19 protein-coding genes and 1 tRNA gene are annotated in these 25680 nt (G+C 72.8%); 7 read left to right on the forward strand and 13 right to left on the reverse strand.

What is annotated here, in order from left to right; all coding sequences use genetic code 11:
- Nucleotides 1–9: 9 nt before the first annotated feature.
- On the reverse strand, nt 10–1050 hold the full coding sequence (gene bla, locus ACFYNP_RS13450; protein WP_388785336.1) for a class A beta-lactamase: 1041 nt from the start codon (nt 1048–1050) through the stop codon (nt 10–12).
- Nucleotides 1051–1358: 308 nt separating this feature from the next.
- Between bla and ACFYNP_RS13455 the strand changes: the two genes are divergently transcribed.
- From ACFYNP_RS13455 to ACFYNP_RS13475, 5 genes are all read left to right on the forward strand, one after another.
- Nucleotides 1359–2063, forward strand: coding sequence for a DUF4956 domain-containing protein (locus tag ACFYNP_RS13455; RefSeq protein ID WP_388785338.1), 705 nt, complete (start codon nt 1359–1361; stop codon nt 2061–2063).
- A complete protein-coding gene (locus ACFYNP_RS13460; RefSeq protein ID WP_388785339.1) occupies nt 2060–2860 on the forward strand; it encodes a polyphosphate polymerase domain-containing protein in 801 nt (266 codons plus the stop codon). Before ACFYNP_RS13455 ends, ACFYNP_RS13460 begins: the two co-directional genes overlap by 4 nt.
- 110 nt (nt 2861–2970) lie before the next feature.
- Nucleotides 2971–3975 carry a trypsin-like serine peptidase gene (locus ACFYNP_RS13465; RefSeq protein ID WP_388412684.1) on the forward strand — a complete coding sequence of 335 codons (1005 nt, stop codon included), beginning with the start codon at nt 2971–2973 and terminating at the stop codon, nt 3973–3975.
- Nucleotides 3976–4103: 128 nt separating this feature from the next.
- Nucleotides 4104–4679, forward strand: coding sequence for a TerD family protein (locus ACFYNP_RS13470; protein ID WP_388412686.1), 576 nt, complete (start codon nt 4104–4106; stop codon nt 4677–4679).
- A 239-nt stretch (nt 4680–4918) separates the two neighbouring features.
- Nucleotides 4919–6325 carry a lipase maturation factor family protein gene (locus ACFYNP_RS13475; RefSeq protein WP_388785341.1) on the forward strand — a complete coding sequence of 469 codons (1407 nt, stop codon included), beginning with the start codon at nt 4919–4921 and terminating at the stop codon, nt 6323–6325.
- Between the two features lie 50 nt (nt 6326–6375).
- Here ACFYNP_RS13475 and ACFYNP_RS13480 read toward each other — a convergent pair whose 3' ends face one another.
- The 8 genes from ACFYNP_RS13480 to ACFYNP_RS13515 all read right to left on the reverse strand — a co-directional run bounded on the left by ACFYNP_RS13480 (nt 6376) and on the right by ACFYNP_RS13515 (nt 20693).
- Nucleotides 6376–6771, reverse strand: a complete 396-nt coding sequence (locus ACFYNP_RS13480) for a hypothetical protein (RefSeq protein WP_388785343.1) — start codon at nt 6769–6771, stop codon at nt 6376–6378.
- A gap of 469 nt (nt 6772–7240) precedes the next feature.
- On the reverse strand, nt 7241–10123 hold the full coding sequence (locus ACFYNP_RS13485; RefSeq protein ID WP_388785344.1) for a condensation domain-containing protein: 2883 nt from the start codon (nt 10121–10123) through the stop codon (nt 7241–7243).
- Nucleotides 10110–11906 (reverse strand): amino acid adenylation domain-containing protein, encoded by a 1797-nt coding sequence (locus ACFYNP_RS13490; protein ID WP_388785346.1) that lies wholly within the window; start codon nt 11904–11906, stop codon nt 10110–10112. The genes ACFYNP_RS13485 and ACFYNP_RS13490 overlap by 14 nt, the downstream gene beginning before the upstream one ends.
- Before the next feature lie 52 nt (nt 11907–11958).
- A complete protein-coding gene (locus ACFYNP_RS13495) occupies nt 11959–13857 on the reverse strand; it encodes a non-ribosomal peptide synthetase (RefSeq protein ID WP_388785348.1) in 1899 nt (632 codons plus the stop codon).
- Nucleotides 13857–17045 carry an amino acid adenylation domain-containing protein gene (locus ACFYNP_RS13500; protein WP_388785350.1) on the reverse strand — a complete coding sequence of 1063 codons (3189 nt, stop codon included), beginning with the start codon at nt 17043–17045 and terminating at the stop codon, nt 13857–13859. The genes ACFYNP_RS13495 and ACFYNP_RS13500 overlap by 1 nt, the downstream gene beginning before the upstream one ends.
- A 157-nt stretch (nt 17046–17202) precedes the next feature.
- The gene (locus tag ACFYNP_RS13505; protein WP_388785351.1) at nt 17203–18546 is read right to left on the reverse strand and encodes a non-ribosomal peptide synthetase; all 1344 of its coding nucleotides are present in this window, start codon (nt 18544–18546) and stop codon (nt 17203–17205) included.
- Nucleotides 18547–18636: 90 nt separating this feature from the next.
- Nucleotides 18637–19950 (reverse strand): MFS transporter, encoded by a 1314-nt coding sequence (locus tag ACFYNP_RS13510; RefSeq protein ID WP_388785353.1) that lies wholly within the window; start codon nt 19948–19950, stop codon nt 18637–18639.
- A 293-nt stretch (nt 19951–20243) separates the two neighbouring features.
- On the reverse strand, nt 20244–20693 hold the full coding sequence (locus ACFYNP_RS13515) for a DUF6299 family protein (RefSeq protein WP_388785355.1): 450 nt from the start codon (nt 20691–20693) through the stop codon (nt 20244–20246).
- 328 nt (nt 20694–21021) lie between these two features.
- Here ACFYNP_RS13515 and ACFYNP_RS13520 point away from each other — a divergent pair, with 328 nt between their 5' ends.
- Complete coding sequence (locus ACFYNP_RS13520; RefSeq protein WP_388785357.1) at nt 21022–22155, forward strand: glutamate--cysteine ligase; 1134 nt, start codon at nt 21022–21024, stop codon at nt 22153–22155.
- A gap of 331 nt (nt 22156–22486) precedes the next feature.
- Nucleotides 22487–23131, forward strand: a complete 645-nt coding sequence (locus tag ACFYNP_RS13525) for a hypothetical protein (protein ID WP_388785359.1) — start codon at nt 22487–22489, stop codon at nt 23129–23131.
- An 81-nt stretch (nt 23132–23212) separates the two neighbouring features.
- Here the strand turns inward: ACFYNP_RS13525 and ACFYNP_RS13530 are convergent, their stop codons facing one another.
- The 4 genes from ACFYNP_RS13530 to ACFYNP_RS13545 all read right to left on the reverse strand — a co-directional run bounded on the left by ACFYNP_RS13530 (nt 23213) and on the right by ACFYNP_RS13545 (nt 25676).
- Complete coding sequence (locus tag ACFYNP_RS13530) at nt 23213–23914, reverse strand: ribonuclease H (RefSeq protein ID WP_388785361.1); 702 nt, start codon at nt 23912–23914, stop codon at nt 23213–23215.
- 174 nt (nt 23915–24088) lie between these two features.
- Complete coding sequence (locus ACFYNP_RS13535; protein ID WP_388785363.1) at nt 24089–24532, reverse strand: lamin tail domain-containing protein; 444 nt, start codon at nt 24530–24532, stop codon at nt 24089–24091.
- A gap of 316 nt (nt 24533–24848) precedes the next feature.
- Nucleotides 24849–24922, reverse strand: a tRNA-Met gene (locus tag ACFYNP_RS13540).
- 166 nt (nt 24923–25088) lie between these two features.
- Entirely contained in the window at nt 25089–25676 is a 588-nt protein-coding gene (locus ACFYNP_RS13545; protein ID WP_388785365.1) for a TetR/AcrR family transcriptional regulator, read from the reverse strand.
- Nucleotides 25677–25680 lie beyond the last annotated feature (4 nt).

The raw sequence follows: 25680 nt of genomic DNA on the forward strand, positions 1-25680 counted from the left end.
GGCCGCCGGTCAGGAGGTCGGGACCCCGAGGCCGCGCACAAGCGCCGACGCGGTGCTCGCGATCACCGCGTTGTCCGCGGGCGCCTCGGCAGCCGCATGGTTGGTGTAGATCGCGATGATCACGGGGTGGCCGGACTTCGGCCACGCCACCGCGATGTCATGGGCGGAGCCGTACGCGTCGGTCGTACCGGTCTTGTCTCCGACGGTCCAGTCCTTGGGCAAGCCGGCCCGGATCCGCTCGCCTCCCGTGACGGTCCCCCGCAGCCAGGTGTTCAGCGTGTCCCGGTCGGCCGGTGCCAGGGCGCACCCCAGGGAGGTCTTGGCGAGGTCACGTCCCATGGCGGCGGGGGCCGTGGTGTCGCGCCGCTCCCCCGGCCGCCAGTCGTTCAGCTCGGGCTCCCAGCGGTCCAGCCGCGAGACCGGGTCGCCGAGGGAGCGGTAGTAGCGGGTCATGCCCTGGGGACCACCGATCTGGTGGAGCACCATGTTGCCCGCCGTGTTGTCGCTCCGGGTGATGGCTGCCCGGCACAGCTCGGCGACGGTCATCCCCTTGGCGCCCTGCCCCTGGGTGACCGGCGAGTTGGCTACCTCGTCGCTCGCCTTCCATTGCACGACCTTGTCGAGGAGCCCCGGCTCGGTGCGCCGCGCCCGGTCGAGCACGGCCGCACACGCCATCGCCTTGAAGGTGGACAGCGAGGGGAAGCTCTCGCCACCCCGGTAGCTGACGGCCCGTCCGGTCACGGTGTCGAGGGCGTACGCACCGATCCGCACGTCGTGACTCGCTTCCAGCTGCCGCAGCGCGTCGGCGACATCACGCGTGGCGGCCCCATCATGTGTGTCGCCCCCATGGCGCGTCAGCTGAGCGGAGGTGTCACCCACGTGGCGCGACCCCTGAGCGGACGTGGCGCTCAGGGTGGTGCGGTCCCGGGCTTCGGCCGCCTGCGCGGTGGAGGCGGTCCCGGTGGTGAGCACCGCGAGGGCGAGCAGCGCGGCGGGCCACTTCGCGGGAGAGCGGTGCAGGGCGGCAAAGCGTGTCGTGTTGTCTCGCATGTCCCCAGCAGAACAGCCGTGCCCCCTCGGCGTCCAAGAGGCGTCCCGGGAACATGGCCATAGCGAGGTGCCTATGGCACCTGTTGAGAGGGGGCGCGGACCGCAGCAGGACCGATCGCGGACGTGCATCGCAAGAGGGCCGAACTCGTCAGCGCCACAACCGAATTGGTCAATGACCACTCGAATACGTCAATGATCCGTTGGATTCACTGACAAGTTGGCGAAGGTTCACCCGGCGGCCTCCTAGAGTCTGGGTTCTCTTCCCGTACGCACACCTACGCACGCGTACGCATACCGGGAGCGGAGCCATGGACTCGTTACGTCATCTCGCCGCCCATCTGGGGCTCGACCTCACCGCCATCTGCCTGCTCACGTTCGCGATCTACTACCCGAGGCACCGGCGCCGCGACCTCGTGCCGGCCTATCTCGCCCTGAACGTGGCCCTGTTCACCATCGTCGCGGCACTCGCCGAGGTGGGTGGCCGAGGCGGCATGGCGCTCGGCTTCGGTCTGTTCGGGGTCCTGTCGATCATCCGGCTGCGCTCCGACGCCGTGCAGCACCAGGAGGTGGCCTACTACTTCACCACCTTGGTGCTCGGCCTCATCTGCGGGCTGCCCCACCTCCGGTTCGGCCTGGCGGCCGCGCTCAGCGCCGTTCTGCTCCTGGTCGTGTACGCAGCCGACCACCCGCGCCTCTTCGCCCGTGCCCGCCGCGCGGTCATCACCCTGGACGCCGTGCACACCAACCCCACCGCGCTACGGACCGACCTCGCACGGCGCCTCGGCGAGCCGCTGCACTGGACGGTCATGGAGATCGACTTCGTACGGGATCTGATGGTCGTCGACGTCCGCTACCGCGAACCGGTGGCGACCTCCGCACCGGCACCCGCCCACCCCCACATCCGCACGTCCACACCCGCGTCACCATCTACATCACCATCTATGTCCGCGTCGGTGACGACGGGCCACGCCGACGTGCCGCGCCCGGCGGCCCCCGCCCTGGACACCGCATGAGCATCGAGGCCGTGCGGGCCGTCGAGGAGGCCGCCTGGGGCGCCGGCCCGATCTCGCTGGCCGAGCTCAACGAGCGGTCCTCGCTGCTCACCCGCTTCGACCGCAGCTACCTCGTGCCCGTCCCCGCCTTCCTCCAGGTGGTCGGCCCGCTCACCGCGGCCGGGCGGCCGGGCGGGCCCTTCCGGGCGCTGGCCATCGATGGGATCCGCGTCTTCCGCTACCACTCGGTGTACTACGACACCCCCGCCCTGCGCTCCTTCCACGACCACCGGCAGGGCAGACGGCTGCGGTTCAAGGTCCGTGAGCGGGTCTACGAGGACAGCGGGGAGCGGCAGTTCGAGATCAAGCTCAAGGGTGCCCGGGGTGACACGGTCAAACACCGCCGCGCCCTCACCGGCGCGGACACCCCGATGGGCGCCGCGCAGCGGGTGTTCCTCGCCGACACACTGCGCCGCGCGTACGCGATCGACGCGCCGGACCTGCTCGGGCCCTCCCTGTCCACCGACTACCTCCGGGCCACGTTCGTGGCGGACGGTCAGCGCGTCACGTGCGACGCGGGGCTGGTGTGTGTCGATCTGGCCGGCAAGCGCGCGGTGCGCGCCGACGCGGGGCTCGTACTCGTCGAAACGAAGTCCGCCGAGCACCTCACGGAGGCGGACCGGCTGCTGCACGCCCATCGGGTGCGGCCCGCCGTGTTCACCAAGTACTGCGGGGCGCTCGCCGTGCTGCGCCCCGCACTGCCCGCCAACCGGTGGCGCCGGGCGGCACATCAGGCCTTCGGGGCGGTGGTGCACTGACCGATCACGCGGGGCGCCCGGCGCCGCGCCGGGCGACTTCGCGCTCTACTGCACACCGCTGGAGCCCCCGTATGGTGGGCCGTCACATATGTCCGGGCGGAGAGGAATTGATGGTGCGCAGGACCAGGAACATCCGACACGGCGCCGCACTCGCGGCTGCGGTGCTGCTGTCCGCCGGCCTGACTCCCACGGCGTTCGCGGCGGGCACCCCGTCGGCGCCCGGCCCGGACGCCGCCGAGCTGGGCGCCTTCTGGACCGCGGCCCGTATGACGGCCGCTCAGCCCGGCGACACGGGTCCGGGCGACCCAGGGCCCGGTGCCACAAGTCAGGACGAAGCCATGGGGGCCCACACCACATCGCCGTCCGTGGACGGCCCACGCCCCGGCGAGGTCATCCCGCCGAGCAAGAGCTTCGACGGGATTCCTCAGGCCGGCACCTTCTTCTGGACGGACGACTCCGGTACGGGGCGTACGTGCAGTGGTTCCGTGGTGCGCGGCCCCGGCCACAACCTGGTGCTCAGTGCCGGGCACTGCCTGAAGGGGTATGCCGGCAACGCCCCCAAGCGTCATCTCGCCTTCGTGCCGCAGTACCACGACGGGCTCACCCCGTTCGGTGTCTTCCCCGTCCAGGACAACGGGGTGTACGTCTCGCAGCAGTACTACGACAAGGGTGAACACGCGGGCGCGGCCTATGACTTCGGGTTCGCGCTCACCGAGGCCAACCAGGACGGACAGCGGCTGGAGGACGCGGTCGGCGGGGTCCAGCTGGTCACCGGCTCGGGGTACGCCCACGCCCCCGTACGCATGATCGGCTACCCCGGTGGCGCGCAGAAGCCACTGGAATGCCTGAGCAAGACCACGAAGTGGCTCAGCGACGACCCGGCCGACCCGGGCACCTTCGAGCGCATCGCCTGTGCCGGATTCGTGGGCGGCACGAGCGGTGGGCCCATGCTGGTGGCCCGGCCGGGCGGCTGGGGTGTGATCGGCGTCATCGGCGGCTACCACACCGGCGGCAACACCCCGCAGGTCTCGTACAGCGCGTACTTCGGGCCGGCCGCCCAGGCCCTCTACAAGGCCGCCACCACCGGCGCGCCTCCGGCCGGTCCCGCCTCCTGACCGAGGCGTTCCGGCCCGCACCTCCAACAACAGGCCATCACTTCAGGGATTGCGCAATCGTGGAACCGTAGCCGTGTTCCGGACGTTCTCATCGGACGACGGAACCGGCACAACCACGGAGGAACAACATGGGCGTGAGTCTCGGTAAGGGCGGGAATGTCTCGCTGAGCAAGGAAGCCCCCGGCCTCGCGGCCGTCACGGTGGGTTTGGGCTGGGACGTGCGGACGACCACCGGCACGGACCATGACCTCGACGCCAGCGCGCTGCTCTGCGACGAGAGCGGCAAGGTGCTCTCGGACAGCCACTTCGTCTTCTACAACAACCTGACCAGCCCGGACGGCTCGGTGCAGCACACCGGCGACAACCTCACCGGCGAGGGCGAGGGCGACGACGAGACCATCAACATCGACCTCACCGCTGTCCCCGCCCCCGTCGCGAAGATCGTGTTCCCGGTCTCCATCCACGACGCCCAGGCGCGCGGGCAGAACTTCGGCCAGGTGCGCAACGCCTACATCCGCGTGCTCAACCAGTCGGGCGGCATCGAGCTGGCCCGCTACGACCTGAGCGAGGACGCCTCGACGGAGACGGCGATGGTCTTCGGGGAGCTCTACCGGCACGGCGCCGAGTGGAAGTTCCGCGCGGTCGGCCAGGGTTACGCGTCGGGGCTCGCCGGTATCGCCGCCGACTACGGAGTCAACGTCTGACGCGGCCGACCGCCGCGCGGGCCGACCGTGTGCGGGGGGGCGCGTCGGCGCCTCCACACGGCCCGGCCGGGCGTCGCCGGCGCGCCTCGCCGGGCCACCGGACCTCTTCCGATGATCACGGTTGTGGCGCGAGCGGGTGAAGGGACACCAGGCCGACTCGACCGGCTCCCGGATACCCGCTACGAAGGGGGCGCGGGCTTCGCCCGCCGTTCCGCTCCCCGGCCTGGAGGCGCCCCGTCGTGCAGTGGTTCTCGTCGTCGGCGTACTGGTTCGGCCGGCTCGTCTTCCAGCGCTCCCTCGCCGCCGTCTACCTGGTGGCGTTCCTCGCGGCGGCCCTGCAGTTCCGGGCGCTCATCGGCGAGCACGGGATGCTTCCCGTGCCCGCCTTCGTGCGGCGCGTACCGTTCCGCAGTGCACCCAGCCTGTTCCAACTCCGCTACTCCGACCGGCTGTTCGGCCTGTGTGCGTGGTCGGGGGCGGCCCTGGCGGGGGCCGTGGTGGCGGGGGCGGCCGATGCCGTGCCGTTGTGGGCGGCGATGGTGTGCTGGGCGGTGCTGTGGGCGCTGTACCTGTCCATCGTCAACGTCGGCCAGACCTGGTACGGCTTCGGCTGGGAGTCGCTTCTCCTGGAGTCCGGCTTCCTCGCCGTCTTCCTGGGGAACGACGACATCGCCCCTCCCGTGATCCTGATGTGGCTGCTGCGGTGGGTGTTGTTCCGGGTGGAGTTCGGCGCCGGGCTCATCAAGCTGCGCGGCGATCCGTGCTGGCGCGATCTGACGTGCCTGTACTACCACCACGAGACCCAGCCGATGCCCGGCCCGCTCAGCTGGTTCTTCCACCATCTGCCGAAGCCCCTGCACCGGGTGGAGGTGGCGGCCAACCACTTCGTCCAACTCGTCGTGCCCGTAGTCCTGTTCACCCCGCAGCCGGTCGCGAGCATCGCTGCCTGCGTGATCATCTGCACCCAGCTGTGGCTGGTCCTCTCCGGGAACTTCGCCTGGCTGAACTGGCTGACCATCGTCCTCGCCTCCTCCGCCCTCGACGGCTCCCCCGTCGCGACCGCGCCGACCCTGTCCCGCCCGCCCCTGTGGTACGAGATCGTCGTCGCCCTGGTGGCCGCTCTCGTCCTCGCGCTCAGTTGTCGTCCTGCCCGCAATCTCCTTTCGCACCGGCAGCGGATGAACACGACGTACGAGCCACTGCATCTGGTCAATTCGTACGGGGCCTTCGGGAGCATCACGCGCGTCCGGCGCGAGGTCGTCATCGAGGGAACCGCGGACGAGTCGGTGACAGAGCGGACCATCTGGCGGGAGTACGAATTCCATGGGAAGCCGGGCGATGTACGACGGCTGCCGCGCCAGTTCGCCCCGTACCACCTGCGGCTAGACTGGCTACTCTGGTTCCTGGCGCTCTCGCCGTCCTACGGCTCCTCGTGGTTCAGCGCGTTCGTGGCACGCCTTCTGGTCAACGACCCCGATACGGTGCGCCTGTTGCGGCACAATCCCTTTCCCGACGCGCCGCCGGTATTCATCCGTGCCCGGGTGTGGCGCTATCGCTTCACGACGTGGCAGGAACTCCGGACGACCGGAGCGTGGTGGCACCGCGAGGCGCCCCGCGAGTTCCTGCCGCCGACGACCCTGCGCTGACCGTTCGACGGGGTCGGCGCGGTCGCCGGGGCCGGCGGGGGCGGGGTGGATCAGCGGACGGTCTGGTCGCCGTCGGGCACGTCCTGGACGGTCACGAGGGGGCGCGGCAGGCCGAGGCCGTCGGCCACCGCCCGGGCGATGCCCTCGGCGTCCTGGCCGGTCGGGACCGGCACCGGATCCGTGTCGCCGTAGCTCTCGATCGCCTTGGTGAAGTAGCTCGGGTGCCAAGCTCCGACCGCGCCCCTGACCTCGATGGCACTCACCGGTCGGCCGCCCACCGCGGCCTTGAGGGCGGGCAGTATCCCGTCGGAGCGCAGTTCGCCGGGCACCTGGAAGAGACTGGCGTGCGCGCCCACCAGGCCACCGCCGCTCAGGCGGACCGTGATGGTGAGGCAGCTGGTCACGCTCGGGTAGGTGAGCACACCGCCCGGCGCGACCTCCTTCATCTGCCCCTCGGAGATGGTGGCTTCGAGGGGGGCGTGACCCGTGCGTGCGGCGCCCCCGGCCCCCACTCCCGCCGCCGTGGCCCGGGCATCCGTCGCCGTCCCAGGTGTTCTCGCCTGAGCCGCCGAACCGACCCCGATCTGCAGGGCGAGCAGCACCAGGGCGGCGCCGGCGCCGGCGGCCCTTCGAGCCGTCGGCCGTGCAACGGCACGGGTGGATGGGGAGGCAGGGGCGGTCGGTCGGGACTGCGGGCGGAACACGGCAACTCCTGGTGAATCGAGCGGGACCGGCGGCACGGGGGTGTGCGCCCGACCCATGGTCGGCCGACCACTGTACGCAGTGCACACGTGGCCGCACCCCATGCGATGCGGCTCACACACCCACGCTCACCCCTCCACCCCTGCCCCCTTCACCCTCGCCGCTTCCGACTCAGCCCGTGCGACCTGCCCCCTTCATCGGTTCATCGACGGCTCATCGGTGACCCATCGGCTCGATCATCTCGGCCAGCACCGAGTGCAGGTCCTCCCCCGGCGCCGGGCGCAGGGCCCGTGCGAGTCGGTCCGCGCGGTAGTGCCAGCGGTGGTCGAGGTCGCGGTGCACCTCGTCGTCGAACGTGACGGCGCTGTCGCTGCCGAGCAGCGTCACCAGCTCGGCGGTGAGGTCGGACCAGGCCACGTGTCCGCTCACGGCGTTGGCGACGCCGTGCACGGGTGCGTCGAGGCAGGAGACCACCGCGCGGGCCAGAGCCGCCGCGTGCACCCAGGGCGCCCCGTACCAGTCGTGTCCACCCGCACCGGAGGCCGGCAGGCCGATGGGGTGGCCGGCGAGGGCCGCCTGGTACAGCAACCCCGTGGCGCCCCACCGCAGTTGGTCGCGCAGCCGGTCGTGCGCGCCCCACACGATGGGTGAGCGCACGGCACTCGCGCCGCCCCGCCCCTCGGTGCCCGCAGCACTCAGCAGGTGCCGCTCGCAGTCCAGTTTGGCCTGGCCGTACGAGCTGAGCGGCGCCTGCGCGGCCGACTCCTCTGCCACCTGGGCGGCCTGGGGCCGGCCATAGGCGTCCACACTGCTCACGAAGACGAAGGGGCCCCCGCGCCAGGCGTCGACCATGGCCTCCATCGCGGCCACATCCACTTCGGGGCGGGTGAAGGTGCACGCGGCGTGGATCACTGCGTCCGCGCCTTCGACGGCGGCTCGCAGACCGTCCAGGTCGGTGAGGTCGCCCTCGATGACCTCGACGCCTTGTCCGCCGACCAGATGCGCGGACTCGGGCCGGGCCAGCGCGAGCACCGGCCGTCCCTGGGCGGCCAGTTCACGCAGCACGAACGCACCGACGCCCCCCGTGCCGCCGGTCACCAGGACCGTGCCCTCGCGCGCCCGGCGCGGTCGCGCGGAGGCAGTGGCCGACGCGGACGCGGCAGCGGACGCGGCGACCGCCGAGGCCCGCTCCGCCGCACGCGCGTCGAGCAGCTCCGCGACGGCCCTCGGCGTACGGGTCTGCATGATGTCGAGGCCGACCAGGGGCAGCGTGAGCGCCGACCGCAGACGCTCGGCGAGCTGGACGGCGGCCAGCGAGTGGCCGCCGAGCGCGAAGAAATCGTCGTCCGGGGAAGGCCGTTGGCCGAGCAGTCCCGTGAACGCCTCCGTCACCGCGTCGAGGCGCGGGCTCCTGGGCGGCGCCGGAACCGGGGCCGAGGGCAGCTTCGCGGTGTCCACGGATCCGTCCGCCGTGCGCGGCATGGCGTCCAGCAGGATGACCGCGGCGGGCACGAGTGCGCGTCCGAGGGCTCCCCGCAGATGGGTGCGGAGCTGGACGGGCGAGGGCCCTCCGGTGCGGCGCAGTACGGCGTAGGCGAGCAGGGGTCCGCCCACCGGGTCAGGCACGTGGGCCTCGGCCACCTCCGGGTGGGCCAGCAGCCGGACCTCGGCGGGGTGGCTTCCGTCGGTCACCTGCCCGGCGGGGCTGCCCGGCAGTGCGGACAGCGGGAGTTCGGGGTCGGTCGCGACGGCGGTGAGCAGTTCGGTGAAGGACGCGGCGAGGGCCCGGCCCGTCACTTCGTCGAGCGCGGCCCGGCCGAACTGGACCAGGCTGGCCGGGGCTTCGGTGTCGAACAGGCCGAAGGTGAGGTCGAACTTGGCCTCCCCCACGGCCACGTCGACGGCGCGTGCCTCAAGTCCGGGCAGACACAGTGCGGTTGGGGTGCCGACGACGTCCGAGGTGACCCGTACGAGTCCGGTGCCGTCGTCGCCCCGGACCGCCGCGCCGAGCCGCTCCAGGATCAGGTCGAACGGCACCTCACGGTGCTCCTGTGCCGCGAGCAACGCGTCCCGCACGCGCTCGACGAGGGTCGCGAAGCCGGGATCGCCCGACAGGTCGACGCGTACCGGGAGGGTGTTGACGCACAGGCCCACCAGGCCGCGCATCGCCGGGCCCTCACGGTGAGTGGCGGCACAGCCGATGACGAGGTCCAGCTCGCCGGTGAGGCGGTGCAGTGCGGCGAACGCGGCGGCCAGGCCCACGGTGAACACCGTGGCCCGGCGCTGCCGGCCGAGCTCGCGCAGCGCGGGCAGTACGTCCTCGCCGAGCGCGGTGGAGCGGGTCGCGGCCGGGTGTTCGGTCACATCGGCGGGGAGTACGGCCGGCCGGGGCAGGCGCGGCGCGGTGGCGCCGTCGAGACGCCGCATCCAGTGGCCGAGGCCGTCTTCCAGGCGTGCCGCGTCGGTGTGCTCGCGGCGCGCGAAGTCCGCGTACTGCGGCGGCTCGGGCAGTGCGAGCGGACGGCCGTCGACAGCCGCCTGGTACAGGGCCGCGAGCTCTCCGGCCACGGTCTCCAACGAGCCGCCGTCGATGGCTATGTGATGGAACGTCAGCAATACGGTGTGGTCCTGCGGCCCATGGCGCAGCACGAGGGCGCGCGGGACGGTGCCGTCGGCCAGGTCGAAGGGGCGGCGGGCCTCCTCGGTCAGGAGCCGGGCGCCGTCGTCCGGGGCGTCGACCACGGGGACCGCGATGGCGTCGGGGGCGGGCAGCGGCTCCTGGTAGGGCTCGTCGCCGTCGTGGCCGTAGCGGGTGCGCAGGATCTCGTGGCGGCGTACCAGCTCGGTGAGCGCGGTGCTCAGGGCGTCCGGATCGAAGGGCCCGGTGAGCCGGGTCGCGAAGGGCACGCTGTACTGGGCGCTGCTCTGGCCGAGCCGTTCCATCAGCCACATGCGGCGCTGGGCATGGGTGAGCGGGGCGGGTCCGGTGGCACGTTCCTGGGCCGGCGCCGGAGTGGCCGGACGCGCGGCGGCGCGGGCCCGGGCCCTGCGCAGCAGCTCCTGTTGAAGGTCGGCGGGGGTGTCAGTGGCGGCCATCGGTGTCCTCGGGCGCGTCGGGGTGCAGATCGGTGTGGGCGGCGAGCAGGGCGCGCTCGACCAGGTCGGCGTGGCCGGCGACCGTGGGGGCTGCGAAGAAGTCGGCGAGCGACAGTTCCACGCCGAGGTCCTCGCGCAGGTCCTCGGCGACGACGAGGGCGAGCAGGGAGTGTCCGCCGAGTTCGAGGAAGTCGGCGTCGGGCCGGGTCACTTCGCAGCCGAGCGAGCGTGCCCACACTTCGGCGACGGCCTGCTGGAGCGGGGTGAGCGGTTGGGCGGCGCCGATGGTGTCGACGGCGGTGGCGAGGTCGCCGAGGGACCCGCGGTCGACCTTGCCGGAGGTGGTGAGCGGCAGCCGTTCGACGAAGGTCAGCTCGTCCGGGACCAGGTGCGCGGGCAGGAGGGCGGCGAGGCGGGCGAGGAGTGCCTCCGAGTGCGGCACCGGTCCGGGGCCGGCCACCACGAAGGCGGCGAGGCGGGCGTCGTCGGGGGTGGGGCGGCGTACGGTGACGGCCGCGTCGTCCACCTCCGGCTGCTCGCGCAGCGCGTGCTCGATCTCGCCGGGCTCGATGCGGAAGCCGCGCACCTTGACCTGGTCGTCGGTGCGGCCGTGGTAGTCGAGGATGCCGTCCGGGCGGGCGGAGACGAGGTCGCCGGTGCGGTAGAGGCGGCCGAGCGTGGGGTGGGCGACGAAGCGCTCGGCGGTCAGCTCGGGCCGCCGGGTGTATCCGTGGGCCAGTCGGCTGCCGCCGATCCACAGTTCGCCGCGTGCCCCGCCGTCGACGGGCAGGTCCGCCGCGTCGAGGATGTGGGCGGTGGCACCGGCCACGGGGCGGCCGATGGGTACGGGCCCGTCGCAGTCTGCGTCGGTGACCCGGTGGGCGGTGGCGAAGGTGGTGGTCTCGGTCGGGCCGTAGCCGTTGACGAGCTCGACCCAGGGGAAGGCGCGCAGCACGGCGCGGGCGTGCTGCGCGGCCATCGCCTCACCGCCGACGACCACCGTGCGCAGCAGCGAGAAGACGCGCGAGCGGCGGGCCGCGAGCTGGTGGAAGAGGGCGGTGGTGAAGAACGCGACGGTGACGCCGTGCCGCTCCACGTCCTTGGCGAGATCCTCGAAGGAGGGCCGCTCAGTGGTGCACACCACGACGGCGGCGCCGTTGGCGAGGGCCGACCACACCTCGAAGGTGGAGCCGTCGAACGTCGCCGGGGAATGCAGGAGGACCCGGTCGCGCGCGGTGACGGTGACGTAGTCCGGGGCGGTGACGAGTTCGGCGACGGCCCCGTGCGGGATCGCGACGCCCTTGGGGCGGCCGGTGGAGCCGGAGGTGAACATGACGAACGCGACGGCGTCGGGGCCGGGCCCCTCGCCGGGCAGCTCCAGGTCGGTCAGCCGCTCGTCGCCGGGCAGGGCGAGGACGGTTCCGGCCGGCGCGGCGGCCTCCAGCAGCTTGCTGTCGCCGAGGGTGAGCGTGGCGCCGGAGTCTTCGAGCATGGCGGCGGTACGGGGGGCGGGGTGCGCCGGGTCGAGCGGCACGACGGCGGCGCCCGCCCACCACAGGGCGAGCTGGGCGACGACGGTGGCGGCCGAGCGGGGCATGAGGAGCGCCACCGAGTCACCGGTGCGTACGCCCTGCTCGTGCAGGTGGGCGGCGAGACGGCGGGCGCGCGAGACGAGCTGCGCGTACGTGAGGGTGGTGTCGCCGTCCGCCACGGCGAGGGCGTCCGGGGTGTGTTCGGCGTGCCGCGCCACCAGGGCGGGCAGGCCGGTCTGTGCCACGGTCACGGTCGTTTCCTTCCGGTCGTCGAGGTCGGTGGGGGGCCGCGAGGCAGTCACGTCAGGTCCCCGGGGTGCGCGCGAGGGTGCGGCGCCTGTCGAGCACGGCCGCGATCGCGCGCAGGTCGGGCTGACGCAGCAACTCCGGTGCGCGAAGGCGCACTTGAGTCTCGCGCTCCAGGGCTTCGAGGAGCCGGGCCGCGAGGATGGAGGTGCCTCCGGCGTCGGTGAAGTTGTCGTCCAGGGTGATCTCGGGACGGCCGAGCAGGTCACGGACCGTGGCGAGGACGAGGAGTTCGTCGGCGCCGGCCCCCTCGGGCAGCTCGGCCCCGGCCACGGGCGCGGGCGACTCCTCGGCCCGCTTGCGCAGGGCGGCCCGGTCCACCTTTCCGTTGGCGTCCAGCGGGAAGGCGTCCACGATCCGTACGGTCGAGGGCACCGCCTGCTCGGGCAGCCAGGCCCGTACGGCGGTGAGGAGTTCATCGACGGCGGGGGCCGCTCCGGCGGTGGCGAGGACGTGGGCGACGAGCCGGGCGCGGCCCTCGGTGTCGCGCGGGGCGGTGACCACGGCGCTGCGGACGTGCTCGTGCTGCTCGAACGCGGCCTCGACCTCGGCGGGTTCGATCCGCACGCCGCTGATCTTGACCTGGTCGTCGAGGCGGCCGAGGAATTCGAGGCGGCCGTCCGCGAGCATCCGGACCCGGTCGCCGGTGCGGTACATGCGGTCCAGGTCCGGCAGGTGGGCCGGCGGGGCGGTGAAGCGCCGGGCGGTCAGCTCCGGGTCGAGGTAGCCGAGCGCCAGGCAGCTTCCGCCGATGCGGAGTTCGCCGGCCTCACCGCGCGCCAGGACTGCGCCGTCGGCATCGGTGACGGCGACGGTCGCACCCGCGACCGGGGCGCCGATGGGCGGTGCGGCGTCGAGGCTCACGTCGGGGTCGGTGGCCCGCATGGCGTGGGTGGTGGTGACGACGGTCGCCTCGGCGGGGCCGTAGGCGTTGTGCACGGTGGCGGTGACGTCGGGGCCGGGGCGGCGGCGCATCCGGTCGCCGCCGACCATGAGGTGACGGAGCTTCAGGTCCTGCGGCCAGGGCCGGTCCAGAAGAGGTTCGACCATGGGGGTGGCCGAGACGCCGACGGTGATCTCGGCGTCGCGCCACCAGTCGGTGAGCGCGGCCGGGTCCCAGCGGACCTCGTCGGGGGCGGGTATCAGGGCCGCGCCACAGGTCAGTCCGCCCCACAGCTCAAGGAGGTGGGGGTCGAAGGCGACACCGATGAGCAGCGACTGCCGGTCGCCCGGGGCGAGCCCGGTCTCCGCGCGGTACCAGTCCAGGAGGGCGGCGAGCGCGGGTTCGCCGACGGCGACCGCCTTGGGGCGGCCGGTGGATCCGGAGGTGAGGACGGCGTACAGGGCCTCGGGCGGGGCGGTACGAGCGTCCGGTGCGACCGTCCCGAAGGCGGCCACGACAGCGGCGGTGGCGTTGACGCCTTCCGCGGGCAGTGGCAACTCGACGTGTTCGCCCTGCCCTTGACACTCCGTCAGGTTGTGCGGGTCGGCTATGAGGCATACGACGCCGATGTCCTCGGCGACGGCGCTGATGCGGCGCTCTCCGGGGCGCGGGCCGAGCGGCAGGTAGACCGCGCCGATCCGGGCCAGAGCGACGGCGGTGACCACCAGGGCCGCCGAGCGGTCCAGGCAGACTCCGACGAGGTCGCCGGGCCGGACCCGGCCGGCCAGCGTCTTCGCGACCGCGTCCGCCGCCTCGTCGAGCTCGGCGTAGCTCCAGCGGTGCTCGCCGTCGATCACCGCGGGGGCCTGCGGTGCGTTGCGCACCCACTCCTCGTAGCGCGCGAGCACACCCGGAGCGGCGGACGTGGAAAGGGGTGCGCCGCGCAGGATGCTCAGGCCGGCGTCGGCGGCGGCAGGGGCGGTGGACTGACGTTCCGTCAACTGATCGGTCATCACGACTCCTTCGGCGTGGCGAGGGCGGGGGTGGCGGTCGCGCCGAGGGCGCGGGCCTGGTCGGCGAGGACCGGGTGCTGGAAGAGCAGGCGCAGCGAGGGACGCTCGCCCAGGCGGGGCTCCAGCCAGGCCGCCAGCTGCGCGGCGAGCAGGGAGTGTCCGCCGATGTGGAAGAAGTGCGAGCTCTCCTCGAAGCGATCGTGTCCGAGCACCTCGCGCCAGCCCTCCGCGAGCAGCGCGACGGCCGGGTCCCGCGAGAGTGCCGGGTCCGCCATCGGCGGCGCCTCCTCGACGGGGGCGGCCGGGGCCGGTTCGGCGGCCAGGCGGGCGAGGGCCACCCGGTTGGGCTTGCCTCCGGCGAGCGTGGGCATGGCGTCCAGGAGCACCCAGCGGGCGGGCACCAGGGCGCCGGGAAGGCGGTTGGCGAGCTCGGCGTGCAGGGCCTGCTCGTCCCACTCCTCGACCTCGTCGGCGCGCTCGCGGAAGGCGACCAGCCGGGGCCCGCCGGCAGCGTCCTTGTCGAGCACGACGGCGCAGGAACGGCCGCCGAGCGCGGCGGAGGCGGCGGCCTCGACCTCTTCGAGTTCGATGCGGTAGCCGCGCAGCTTGATCTGGTTGTCGCGGCGGCCGAGGAAGCGCAGCAGGCCGTCCTGGCCGCGGTAGCCGAGGTCGCCGGTGAGGTAGACGCGCTCGCCCCCGAGCGCCTCGACGGTGACGAAGCGGGCCGCGGTGGCCTCGGGGTTGCCGACGTATCCTTCGGCCAACCCGGCTCCCGCGACCGCGAGTTCACCGACGGCGCCGGTGGGCAGCGGGCGCAGGCCCTCGTCCAGGACGTGGATCCGCTCGCCCGGCAGTTCGCCGCCGAGCGGTATCTCGGCTCCCTCGACGAGGTTCTCGCGGGTGATCTCGTGGACGGTGGAGCTGATGGCCGCCTCGGTCACTCCGTACGCGTTGAGCACCGAGAACGGAGTCCCGGTGTCCGTTTCGGTGGCGGCGAAGAAGGCGCGCATCACGTCCGCGGGGATGCGCTCGCCACCCAGCACGATCAGGCGCGGCGCCCAGCGCTCTTCCTTCAGGACCGGCAGGAGGTCTTCGCGGGTGGCGAGGAAGTAACTGGTGGGCAGGTTCGCCACGGTGACCCGGGCGGACGCGAGGAGCTCGGCGAGTTCGCCGCCGGTCGGCACGTCCTGCTCGGGTACGACGAGGCAGGCGCCCGCGTACAGCGAGGGCAGCACCTCTTCGAGGGCGACGTCGAAGGAGGGCTGGGCGAACAGGAGCACCCGGTCGCCGGCCGCGAGGCCGAACCGTTCGGCGGCACCGGTCAGGTGGTTGACCAGGGCCTGGCGGCCGACGGCCACCGGCTTGGGTATGCCGGTCGAGCCGGAGGTGTGGATGATGTACGCCGTGTTCGGCACGGTGTCCGCCGGGCGTGCGGCCGGCAGCGCGGGGGCGTCGAGGTGGGCGCTCGGCAGGCCGTCGGGGACGCGGACCGGGCTGTTCTCGGCGGTGAGGACGAGCGCGGGGGCGAGCCGCTCCAGGAGCAGCTCCAGGCGGGCGGCGGGGTCGGACGGCGACAGCGGGCAGTAGACCGCGCCGGTGCGCAGACAGGCCAGCAGGGTCACCACCGAGTCGACACCGCGCGGCAGCACCGCGGCGACCGGCTGCCCGGCCGTCACACCGGCGGCCAGCAGCCGCGTCGCGAGCGAGGCGACCCGGGCGTCCAGGTCGCCGTAGGTGAGCCGGCGGGCGCCGATCAGGAGGGCGGGCAGCGACGGGTCCTGCCCGGCGGCCGGGTCGAGCGCGTCGCGGTCGGGCGGCACGACGGGGGCGGGCTCCGGTTCCGGGAAGGTGGTGGGGAGCGCCAGGTCGCCGAGGGCGGTGGCGGGCGCGTCGAGGTAGGCGCGCAGCAGGTCGAGGAAGCGGTCGGCGAGGAGCCGCGCGACCTCCTCTCCGAACAGGTCGGCGTCGTAGTCCCAGACGAGGGTCATGCCCGCCGTGCCGTGCCGCAGGCTCACCCCGCGCCGGTCGTCGGGGAGCAGCACCACATCGAGGTCGAAGCGGGTGGTGCCGGTGTTGAACCCCTCGAACAGGGTGACGTCGAGCCCGGGCACGTCCAGTTCGGGAAGCGGTGCGTCATGGGCGCTGAACATGACGCTGAACAGCGGGTTGTCGGCGCCCGAGGTGTGCAGCCCGAGCGACCGGGTCAATTCCTGCACCGGCACTTCCTGGTGCGGGAGCGCACGGATGAGGGTGTCGGTGACCTCGTCCATGGCGTCCTCCGCCGGCGCGGAGGCATCCAGGTCGAGGCGCAGGGGAATGGTGTTGACGAACATACCGACGGCGTCCTCGAAGCCGCGCGGCCGGTTGCCCACGGCGGTACCCACCACCATCTGGCCGCGTCCGCTGTGGCGGCGCAACATCTCGGCGAAGAGCCCGAGCAGGGTGGCGAACGGAGTCAGTCCGCGTTCGCGGGTGTGGGCGCGCAGCCGCTCCGCGAGGTCGGCGCCGATCGACTGGCGCAGCTGGCCGCCGTGGTGGCGGCGCCGGGCGCCGGGCCGGGTCAGGCCGGGCAGCGGCATGTCGTAGGAGGCGTCGCGCAGCGTGTCGGTCCAGTACGCCAGGCTGGCGCTCAGCTCCTCGGCCCGTACGTCCTCGGCGCGGGCGCGCACATGGTCGGCGTACGAGCTGGGGGTGCCCAACTCGATCTTCTCGCCCAGCACTTGGGCCCGGTAGACGCTGAAGACGTCGCGCAGGAGGATCGCGAAGGAGTGGCCGTCGTGGATCAGGTGGTGTTCCACGTGGATGAGCCGGTGCTGGTCGTCGGCGAGCTTGACGAGGGTCCAGCGGATCAGCGGCGCCTCGAAGGTGTCCAGCGGGGTCTCCGCCTCGCCGCGCAGCAGCTTCTCGAAGGCGGCCTCGGGATCGGCCTCCCAGGAGATGTCCACGGTGCTCAGCCGCGGCAGGCAGACGTCGGCCACCCGCTGGCCCGGCATCGCGCCGGGCACGGCCACGAGTTCGAGCCGCAGCCCGGTGTGCCGGGCGAGCGTGGCGGTCAGGCCGCTGCGCAGCGCGTCGACGTCGAGGGTGCCCCACAGGTCGAGCGAGGCGGTGAAGTTGTAGGCGCGGCTGCCGGGCTGCACTTGTTCGTGCAGCCAGACGATCTCCTGCGAGGAGGAGAGGGGGAGCATGGGCGATCCCTTGGGTTGTCGGGTCGGATGGTGCGGAACGCGGTTGTGCGACCGCACGGCGGGGCGCCGGCCGGTCGCGGATCGCGCGGCACGGACGGATGCGGAAGGTTCGGGGGTACGCGGCCGTCCGCGGGCGGTCACGTGCGGCGCGGGTGGGCTAGTGGGCCGGGGCCTCGGCGGGGAGCGCTCCGCACAGGGCCGCGAAGGCGTCCTCGGCCGCGGCGTCGTCGAGGACCGCGCGGTCCCACACCATGCGCAGGTGGAGTTCGGGACCCTGGGTCGCGGAGACGGCGAAGGGCGCGCGGACCTGACGGCCGCCGATGTGCACCTCACGGCCGGGGGTGGCGCCGAGCACGAGCGGGGTGCGGTGGCGGGAGTCGTCCACGGTGAGCAGGCCGTCGAGCCTGCCGGACCAGGCGGAGCCGCCCGCGCGGGCGGCCCGTACCACTTCGTCGAAGGGGGTGTCGGCCCGGTCGAGGTCGTCCCACCAGTCGGTGGCGGTGATCTCCGGGACCGTGGCCGCGCCGGTGTCGGCGGGAAAGACCACGGTGTTGAGGAAGCAGCCGAGCACCGGCTCCGCGCCGGCGGGCCGGCCGCCCCACGGGTAGCCGACGGGTGACACGGGCCCGGTGCCGAACAGCGCACCGGCCGCCGCACGGCACGCGTCGAGCAGCGCCGGGAAGGGGACGCCACCGACAGGTGACGGAATCCTCGACTCGACCGCTCCGCTGGGCAGTTCGGCGGATATGGGCAGCTTCCGCGGCAGTGGCGCCTGCTCCTGCGCCGTACGCAGCCGGTCCCCCCAGTACGCGAGGGCGCGGGGCGAGGCCGCTCGGTCCTCGGCGTCGAGCTGGCGCAGGACGGCATCGCGGTAGGCGGCCAGTTCGGTGGCCGCCTCGGCGGGCGACAGGTCGTCGGGGCCCAGGCGGTCGCGGTAGGCGGCGCCGAGTTCCTCGACGATGCGGGCGAGCGACTGGCCGTCGCAGGCGGTGTGGTCCAGGACGACGGCGAGCACTTCCTCACCCCCGCGCGAGGCGTCGTGCGAGGCGTCGCGGGGGCCCTGGGGAGAGGCGCCCCCGGCGCCGTCGCGGGCGAGGAAGAGGCGCAGCGGCGGGCCCTGTGCGGCCCAGTCCGCGAGCGCCCGGCGCAGCGCGTCCTCGGCACTCTCGCCGGGTGCGCGGATCACGTGCTCCAGGGGCACCTCGGCCGGCTGCGGCCGCAGTACCGGCGTGCCGCGTACGACGCACGGCTGGGAGCGCAGGACGGGGTGGCGGGCCGCGAGGTGTTCCGCGGCGGCGCGCAGCCGCGCCGGGTCGACGGTGCCGCGCGGGAACGCGAAGAACATCGGGACGATGTCCGCGCGGCCCGCGGGGTCGAGGGCGCGTACGAGCAGGAAGCGCCGCTGGGCTCCGGTGACGGGCAGCAGCGCGGCGGCCGGGTCACCCGCGTCGCCGAGGCGCTGGTAGCGGGCCAGATACTGGCCCGTGATGCTGGGGAGCACGTGATCCTCTCTCGGGTCGGAAACGCTCGGCGTGGGGGGGTAACGTCCGTGCGGCGGTGCGGAGTTGAGCGGGTGCTGCGCCTTCGCGGGTCAGGCGACGGGAACGTTCTCGTCGTGACCGGGCGCCGCGAGCCGCAGGTCGTCGTCCTCGGGCTGGACGGCGTCGGGGAGTTCGCGCATGCGGCGCAGCGGGGAGAGCAGCAGCGGCAGGGGTACGACGAGGAAGCCGACGGCGCAGATCCACAGCGCGGCGCGGGCGCCGGACGCGTCGGCGACGGCGCCGCCGACGAGGGCGCCGAGCGGCAGGGTGCCCCACATGAGGAAGCGCAGGGTGGCGTTCATGCGACCCAACAGGCGCGGGGGGCACAGGGTCTGACGGAAACTCACCTGAGCGACGTTGTAGACCACGGCGCCGAAGAAGACGACGCCGGAGGCGACGGCGAACAGGGCGGCCGCGGCGCCCTTTCCGGACAGTGGCCACAGCAGCGCGAACGGCCCGGTGACGAGGGCGGAGAGCCAGATGACGCGGGCCTGGCCGAAGCGTCCGGCCAGACGCCCGGCGCAGAGCGCGCCGGCGAGTCCGCCCACGGCCGAGGCGGAGAGCATCACGCCGACCGCGGCGGGCGGCAGGCCGAGGACCCGGACCAGGAAGACGGTCTGGGTGGCCATGAGCATGGCGGTGAAGAAGTTGCCGAGGCCGGTGGTGCCCGCGATGACGCGCAGCAGCGGGTGGCCGAGCACGAAGCGCAGGCCCTCGCCGACCTCCTTGCGCAGGGAGGCGCCGGGGACCGGTTCAGGCTTGCTCTCGGGGCGGCGGATGCCGAGGAGGAACAGGGCGGATATCGCGTAGCCGATGGCATCGGCCACGATCGCCAGATGGGCGCCGACGAGTTGGACGAGTCCGCCGCCGAGCCCGGGGCCGGCGACCTGCGCCGAGGAACGCACCGTCTCCAGTGCCCCGTTCCCGGCCACCAGGTGCTCCCGGGGCAGCAGTTGGGGCAGATAGCTCTGGTGGGCCACGTCGAAGAAGACGGTCGCGACGCCCACCACCAGCGCGACGGCGTACAGCTGAACCATCGTCAGGACATCCGCGAGCGCGGCGAGCGGGACGCTGGCCATGGCCAGCGAGCGCACGACGTCGGCGCGGATCATCAGGGACAGTTTGCGCATCCGGTCGACCCAGGCCCCGGCCGGGAGTCCGATGAGCAGGAACGCGGCGGTCTCCGCCGCGGTGAGCAGTCCCACTTGGAAGGCGGGTGCCTTGAGTTCGAGCACGGCCACCAGGGGCAGCGCCACCAGCGTGACCTGGGCGCCGACCTGCCCGGCCGCGGCTCCGGCGAGCAGAAGGCGGAAATCGCGCATACGGAGCAGACCGCCGGAAGCGGCCTGGGGCGAAGGGGACATGCACGAGACCTTCACCGCAGGCCGATCAGGAGTCAAAACAAACAGGACACTTTCGGTCGTTTCTTATGCCATTCTGGCAGTGGATCAAGAGAATCAACGGCCAGATCAGGGCAACCACCATATGAATTGCAGGTGTTGACACCTGTCGACACAGGACTTTCACCATCGGGGACCGAGCCTGCGCGGGGGACGCCGCGCCTCCCGCCCCCATGGGGGAAGGTATGTCCGAAACTCACCGTCCCCACACTTGTGGAGGCAACCTTGAGGCCGCCCGGCCGTCGGGGTCCGGGCCCTCACTCCGCCGCGGGGCGCAACTCCACCTGGTGCCGGTCGGCGGCGATGACGAAGGGCAGCGGAAGACCGCCCCGCATGACCAGCTGTACGAGTGTCGCCTGGACGTCGACGGGCCCGGCCGCCGGGGCGGGTCCGGATCCGGCCCGGCCCCGGTTGACCCAGGTGTGCTCGGCGCCGTCGCACTGCGCGGCGACGCCGTTGAGCCCGTACCGCACGCTGCCGCTGTCCGCCGAGCCGATCCCCACCGAGCTGGCCACGAGCACCGGGCCCGGGCTCGTCGGCGCGGTACACCGGTAGGTGCCGGACAGGGTGATGGTGCCGTCCCGGGAGACGGTCCCCGTCGGGTCGGCGGACACGGACCCGGAGCTCGCGGCGGCCGGGCCCGCGACCACCGCGAGAAGGGCTCCGGCGGCGGCGACGGCCCCGGCGGCGACAAGAGGTACGCGCATCGGCAGATCTCCTACATCGTGACGTGAGTGGGGCGCGTGGGCGGCACGTTCACCCGCCCGCGCTGGCCCAAGGAATACCGTGGGCGCACCCGCCCGCCGGGGATTCACCCCGGTCGGCGGCGTGTCCGACGGCCGCCGCGGCTGGTGCCCGAGTGACGTGACGGATACCGACGAGACCGCTGGGGCGGGCGGTGCCGGGCCGCGCGCGGTGTGACCGAAAGAGAGCCCCGCACGGGGAACTACGGATGGCGTGGGCCAGGCATGCTGGTGCCTCCGGCCGTTTCCCCGTGCCGCCCGTCGGGCGCCCGGACAGGATGGGAGCGTCATTTTGCGCACCGTAGGCGTGGAAGAGGAACTGCTCCTGGTCGACCCGGGCACCGGGTACCCCTGTGCCCTGTCCTCGGAAGTACTGGCCCGCCTTGCCAAGTGTGCCGCCGCCGGAGGCGGTGCACCGAAGGGGACCTTCCAGGGCGAACTCCAGGCCCAGCAGCTGGAGTTCGGCACCCGGCCCCAGACGGACCGGGAGGAACTCGGCGCGGAGATCATGCGCTGGCGCCGTGAGGCGGCCCGCCACGCGGCGGAGGCCGGGGCGGCGGTGGCCGCGCTCGCGACCTCTCCGCTGCCCGCCCGTCCCGCCGTCAACGTGAGCCGGCGGTACCAGTGGATGGAGGAACAGTTCGGCCTCACCACCCAGGAACAGCTCACCTGCGGTTGCCATGTGCATGTGTCGGTCGCATCGGACGAGGAAGGCGTGGCGGTCGTGGACCGGATCCAGCCGTGGCTGCCCGTCCTGACCGCCCTGAGCGGGAACTCGCCGTACTGGCACGGGAACGACACCCTCTACAGCAGTTACCGCAGCCGGGTGTGGGGGCGATGGCCCATGTCGGGACCCACCGGGGTGTTCGGCTCGGCCGAGCGCTACCACTCCCAGGTCGACGACATGGTGACGAGCGGAGTGGTACATGACCGGGGCATGATCTATTTCGATGCCCGGCTCTCCCACCGCTACCCCACGGTGGAGATCCGCGTCGCCGATGTGTGTCTGGAGTCCACCACCACCGTGCTGCTGGCCTGCCTGGGACGCGCGTTGGTCGAGACCGCGGCCCGCGACTGGCGGGCGGGACTGCCGCCGGTGGGACATGGGGTGCAGCTGTTGCGCCTGGCCGCGTGGCGGGCCGCGCGCTCGGGTCTGGAGGGTGATCTGTTGCACCCCCTGACCATGCGGCCGGCCCCCGCGCCCACCGTCCTGCGGGCCCTGCTCGACCACGTACAGGAGGCTCTCGAAGACACCGGCGACCTGGGCTGGGCCCGCAGGACGACCGCGGGGCTCCTCGCCCACGGCAACGGCGCCCTCGTTCAGCGCGCGCTACTCGCCCATACCGGAAGCCTCGGCGGTGTGGTCGCGGCATGTGTGCGCCGCACCCTGGGCGAGCGCGAACTCAGGTGCACGACACCGGAGTGACACCGCACGGCGGGGCCGACGGGATGCAATGGGGGCTGCCGGGTATGCCACGGGAGTCTGCCGGGGGGGGGGGTGACATCGGGGTCTGACGGGGATGGCATCGGACCCCGACAGGGACGGCATCGACCGGTCGGCACCGCCCCGTCCGACCCCTCACACAGCACCCACACCTCAGGGCGGGACCTCACTCGATGTGTCCGTGGAGGCCACCACCACACCACTTCATCACCCTCAGCGGTCTCATCTACTGTCAAGTGGGTGTCCGGACACAGGTGAGGCGCGTAACATCCGGCAGCAATCACCTACGCACACACCCCCGGAGGAACCACTCGTGCCGGACAGCACTCCGCTCCAGTCCCAGTACGCCGCCCAGATCCAGAGCGACCTGGACAGCAATGTCGCCGAACGCGAACAGATCGCCGGCCAGATCAGCGCGCTCCAGGAGCAGTTGAGCGTTCTGGAGAACAACCACGCGCTGCTCGCGTCCATGCAGCAGGCCATCGGTCCCGCCTCCAACACGCCGGCCAAGGCCACCGCCAAGGGCAAGGACAAGGCCGCCAAGAAGACCGCCGGGGCCACGGCGCCGCGGATCCCCCAGGCGCGCACGGCGGCGAAGTCCGCAGGTCGCGCCGGGAAGAAGCAGGCGAAGCCGGCCGTCAAGGCCAAGGCGTCCGGGAACGCTCCCACCCTGCGGGACCTCGTCGCGAACCACCTCGCGCAGAGCGGCGAGCCGCGCTCGGCAGCCGAGATCACCGCGGGTCTCACCGACGCACACCCGCAGCGCAACATCGCCGGCACCGTGGTGCGCAACACCCTCGAAAACCTCGTCGCCAAGGGCCAGGCGCAGCGCACCCGTCAGAACCGGTCCGTCTTCTACACCGCCCCCGACGCCACGGACACCAGCACGGCCAAGGAGCCGGCGGACAGCGACGTCAAGAAGGGAGCGGACGCCGTCACCCCCGCCACCACCGGCTGACCTCGTGGCGAGCCGGACCGGCCGGCCCGCCCGAAACCGTCTGCGGAGCCACCCACCCACGAGGTGACATGGCCCCGTGCCTCACTCCACAGGGCTGCAGTCCGGGTGACCCCAGCCGCCCTCGCGCTTCATGATGGGAGTACCCGCGGCATACGGCTGCCCACAAGGGCAGCGGCCCGGGAACTTCGCCTTGATGGTCCGCGGCTTCCCCGAGGAGGCCGGCTTGGCCGCGGACGATGCCTTCCTCGCGGATGCGGGCCTGGCCCGCGTCGCGGAGGCCCGGGCCGGCGCCGGCACCGGCAACTCCTGGTCGCCCAGCGCGGTACCGGCGGCCCGCTGGGTGGCGGCCGCATCGCTGGCGGCCTGGTCGGCGATCGCGTTCAACGGGTCCCCGCCCACCTGGTGTGCGGGGACATGGATGAACTCCACATCCCGCCCGGTGAGCAACTCGTCGATGCGCTCGACGAGTTCGCGGTTGGCGACGGGCTTGCCCGCCGCGGTCTTCCAGCCGTTGCGCTTCCACCCCGGCAGCCACTGGGTGACCGCCTTCATGGCGTACTGGGAATCCATCCGCACCTGCATGCGCGTGCCGGGGGCCACGGCTTCGAGGAGGCGTTCCAGTGCGGTCAGCTCACCCACGTTGTTGGTGGCGGTGCCGAGCGGTCCCGCGCCCCAGCGCTCCGGCCGTCCCTCCGGATCCGCGATCACCCAGCCCCAGCCCGCGGGACCCGGATTACCCTTCGACGCGCCATCACAGGCGGCAACCACAACACGATCAGACATCGCGCCATCATCCCACCGCCGCTCGCTCATCAAGAAACCCCCGCCCGGCACCTCCACAGCCCTCCCCCGCCCGGTCGAGGCGGGGCAGGGCACGGCGACGGCCGGCACTCCCCTCCCGAGGTGCCGGCCGTCGTCGACCAACAGTCCGCGCGCGTCACTTCGCGCGCCAAGGCATCAGCGGCGACCCCAGGACCTGGTGACGATGACGTGGCTGTGGTTGTCGCGCAGGGTGGCGGTGTCACCGGTGTTGTTCCACACATAGGCACGGCGGTTCTGGTAGACGTCGCCGCGGGTGTTGCGGCCGATGCCGGTGTGCACGCGGACCGAGGCGTGACCGCCCAGCGTGAAGCCGCCGAAGGTGTAGACGTGGTGGCTGCGGTCGCTGAGCGTCCACCCCTTCAGGTTGACCGACGAGCGACCGGTGTTGCTGACGGTGACCCACTCGGCGTTGAGACTGCGCTGCGAACCGTCGTCCTTGCCGGGGCTGTCGTACTGGATGGTGCCGAAGACGATCGGTGAGCGCGGGGCGGCGGCGGTGGCGGGCAGGGCCGTGGCCCCGACCAGAGCGGCTCCGGCGGCCAGGCCGGCCACGACACGGGCTATGGAACGTGCGGACATGGAAACCCCCAGTTCAGGACGGCGAGCAGAGCCTGCGTCGCCGTCCGATGGTGCGATCGTCCGGCCTGGTGGCGGCCGGACACCCACACTCTGGACCCGATCCGCGTCGGCCAAGGAAAGTAGTTCAACGCGTAACAGAACGCGGACATCGACACACCGTCAGGTCCCCCAGCGCATGCGCCCCGGCGTGCGCCGACCCCAACGAGCCCTGTTCACAGGGGAGTCACAGCACCGCACGTCAAGATGGCCTACCCATGTGTGGGTGCCCGGCACACACTTCGGCCCCCGGCACTGGGTGCCGGGGGCCGAAGTTCCGTAGCGGGGACAGGATTTGAACCTGCGACCTCTGGGTTATGAGCCCAGCGAGCTACCGAGCTGCTCCACCCCGCGTCGATGACTCCACCCTACGGCATACGGAACGCCCCGCCGACCACTCCCGGCCCCGGGCTGTAGATTCCGGGTCCGCGTTGGCAGTGTCGGTCGATCTCCAGCAGTCGGCCAGCGATCTTCCGGGTCGCGTTGGCAGCACCTGTGGTCGGCGACCTGGGCGTTCAGGTTACGGCTGGGGCGGTCGCAAGGCGCCGACGATGACGGTGGTCACCATCTTGCGGACGGCGGCGGTCTGCGGTGGGGCGCTTGTCCGGTCGGCGAACAGCAGGTGCCCGGCCCCGACGAGGGTGGGGGCGAGTGTGTCGATGTCGGCGTCACCGGCCAGGCGCCCCCACTCCCGCTCGGCGGTGAGGTATGCGGCGATCATGGCGGTGCCCTGCATGGCGAGTGGGATGCCGGTCAGACCGGCCTCGCGCAGCCGGGCACGGAGGCCGTCGCGGAAGGTGATGAGCGCGACGATCGCCACCGTGACCGGACCGAACAGGTCCTGCAGCGCGTCTGTGAGGTTGTCCACCACGCTCCCGGTCCCGGCGGCCGCGCGCAGAGTCGTGGTCCGGTCCTCGATGCCGCGGACGCGGTCGAGGACCAGTTCCGCCAGGAAGGCGTCGAAGTCGGCGAAGTGCCGGTGCAGCACACCCTTCGCGCAGTTCGCCTCCTCCGTGACCGCCCGGCTGGTCAACGCGTCGGGCCCGTCCCGAAGCAGGACACGCTCGGCGGCTTCGAATAACTGGCCGCGCACGTTGTGGATGTGCACCCCT

The sequence above is a fragment of the Streptomyces sp. NPDC006691 genome (genome assembly GCF_042869955.1).
Taxonomy (GTDB): domain Bacteria; phylum Actinomycetota; class Actinomycetes; order Streptomycetales; family Streptomycetaceae; genus Streptomyces.

What these genes read in the sequence shown, in the direction of transcription:
- bla (WP_388785336.1), bottom strand. Translation starts at nt 1,050, where the DNA reads ATGCGAGACAACACGACACGCTTTGCCGCCCTGCACCGCTCTCCCGCG.
- ACFYNP_RS13455 (WP_388785338.1), top strand. Translation starts at nt 1,359, where the DNA reads ATGGACTCGTTACGTCATCTCGCCGCCCATCTGGGGCTCGACCTCACC.
- ACFYNP_RS13460 (WP_388785339.1), top strand. Translation starts at nt 2,060, where the DNA reads ATGAGCATCGAGGCCGTGCGGGCCGTCGAGGAGGCCGCCTGGGGCGCC.
- ACFYNP_RS13465 (WP_388412684.1), top strand. Translation starts at nt 2,971, where the DNA reads ATGGTGCGCAGGACCAGGAACATCCGACACGGCGCCGCACTCGCGGCT.
- ACFYNP_RS13470 (WP_388412686.1), top strand. Translation starts at nt 4,104, where the DNA reads ATGGGCGTGAGTCTCGGTAAGGGCGGGAATGTCTCGCTGAGCAAGGAA.
- ACFYNP_RS13480 (WP_388785343.1), bottom strand. Translation starts at nt 6,771, where the DNA reads ATGAAGGAGGTCGCGCCGGGCGGTGTGCTCACCTACCCGAGCGTGACC.
- ACFYNP_RS13485 (WP_388785344.1), bottom strand. Translation starts at nt 10,123, where the DNA reads ATGGCCGCCACTGACACCCCCGCCGACCTTCAACAGGAGCTGCTGCGC.
- ACFYNP_RS13495 (WP_388785348.1), bottom strand. Translation starts at nt 13,857, where the DNA reads ATGACCGATCAGTTGACGGAACGTCAGTCCACCGCCCCTGCCGCCGCC.
- ACFYNP_RS13500 (WP_388785350.1), bottom strand. Translation starts at nt 17,045, where the DNA reads ATGCTCCCCCTCTCCTCCTCGCAGGAGATCGTCTGGCTGCACGAACAA.
- ACFYNP_RS13510 (WP_388785353.1), bottom strand. Translation starts at nt 19,950, where the DNA reads ATGTCCCCTTCGCCCCAGGCCGCTTCCGGCGGTCTGCTCCGTATGCGC.
- ACFYNP_RS13515 (WP_388785355.1), bottom strand. Translation starts at nt 20,693, where the DNA reads ATGCGCGTACCTCTTGTCGCCGCCGGGGCCGTCGCCGCCGCCGGAGCC.
- ACFYNP_RS13530 (WP_388785361.1), bottom strand. Translation starts at nt 23,914, where the DNA reads ATGTCTGATCGTGTTGTGGTTGCCGCCTGTGATGGCGCGTCGAAGGGT.
- ACFYNP_RS13535 (WP_388785363.1), bottom strand. Translation starts at nt 24,532, where the DNA reads ATGTCCGCACGTTCCATAGCCCGTGTCGTGGCCGGCCTGGCCGCCGGA.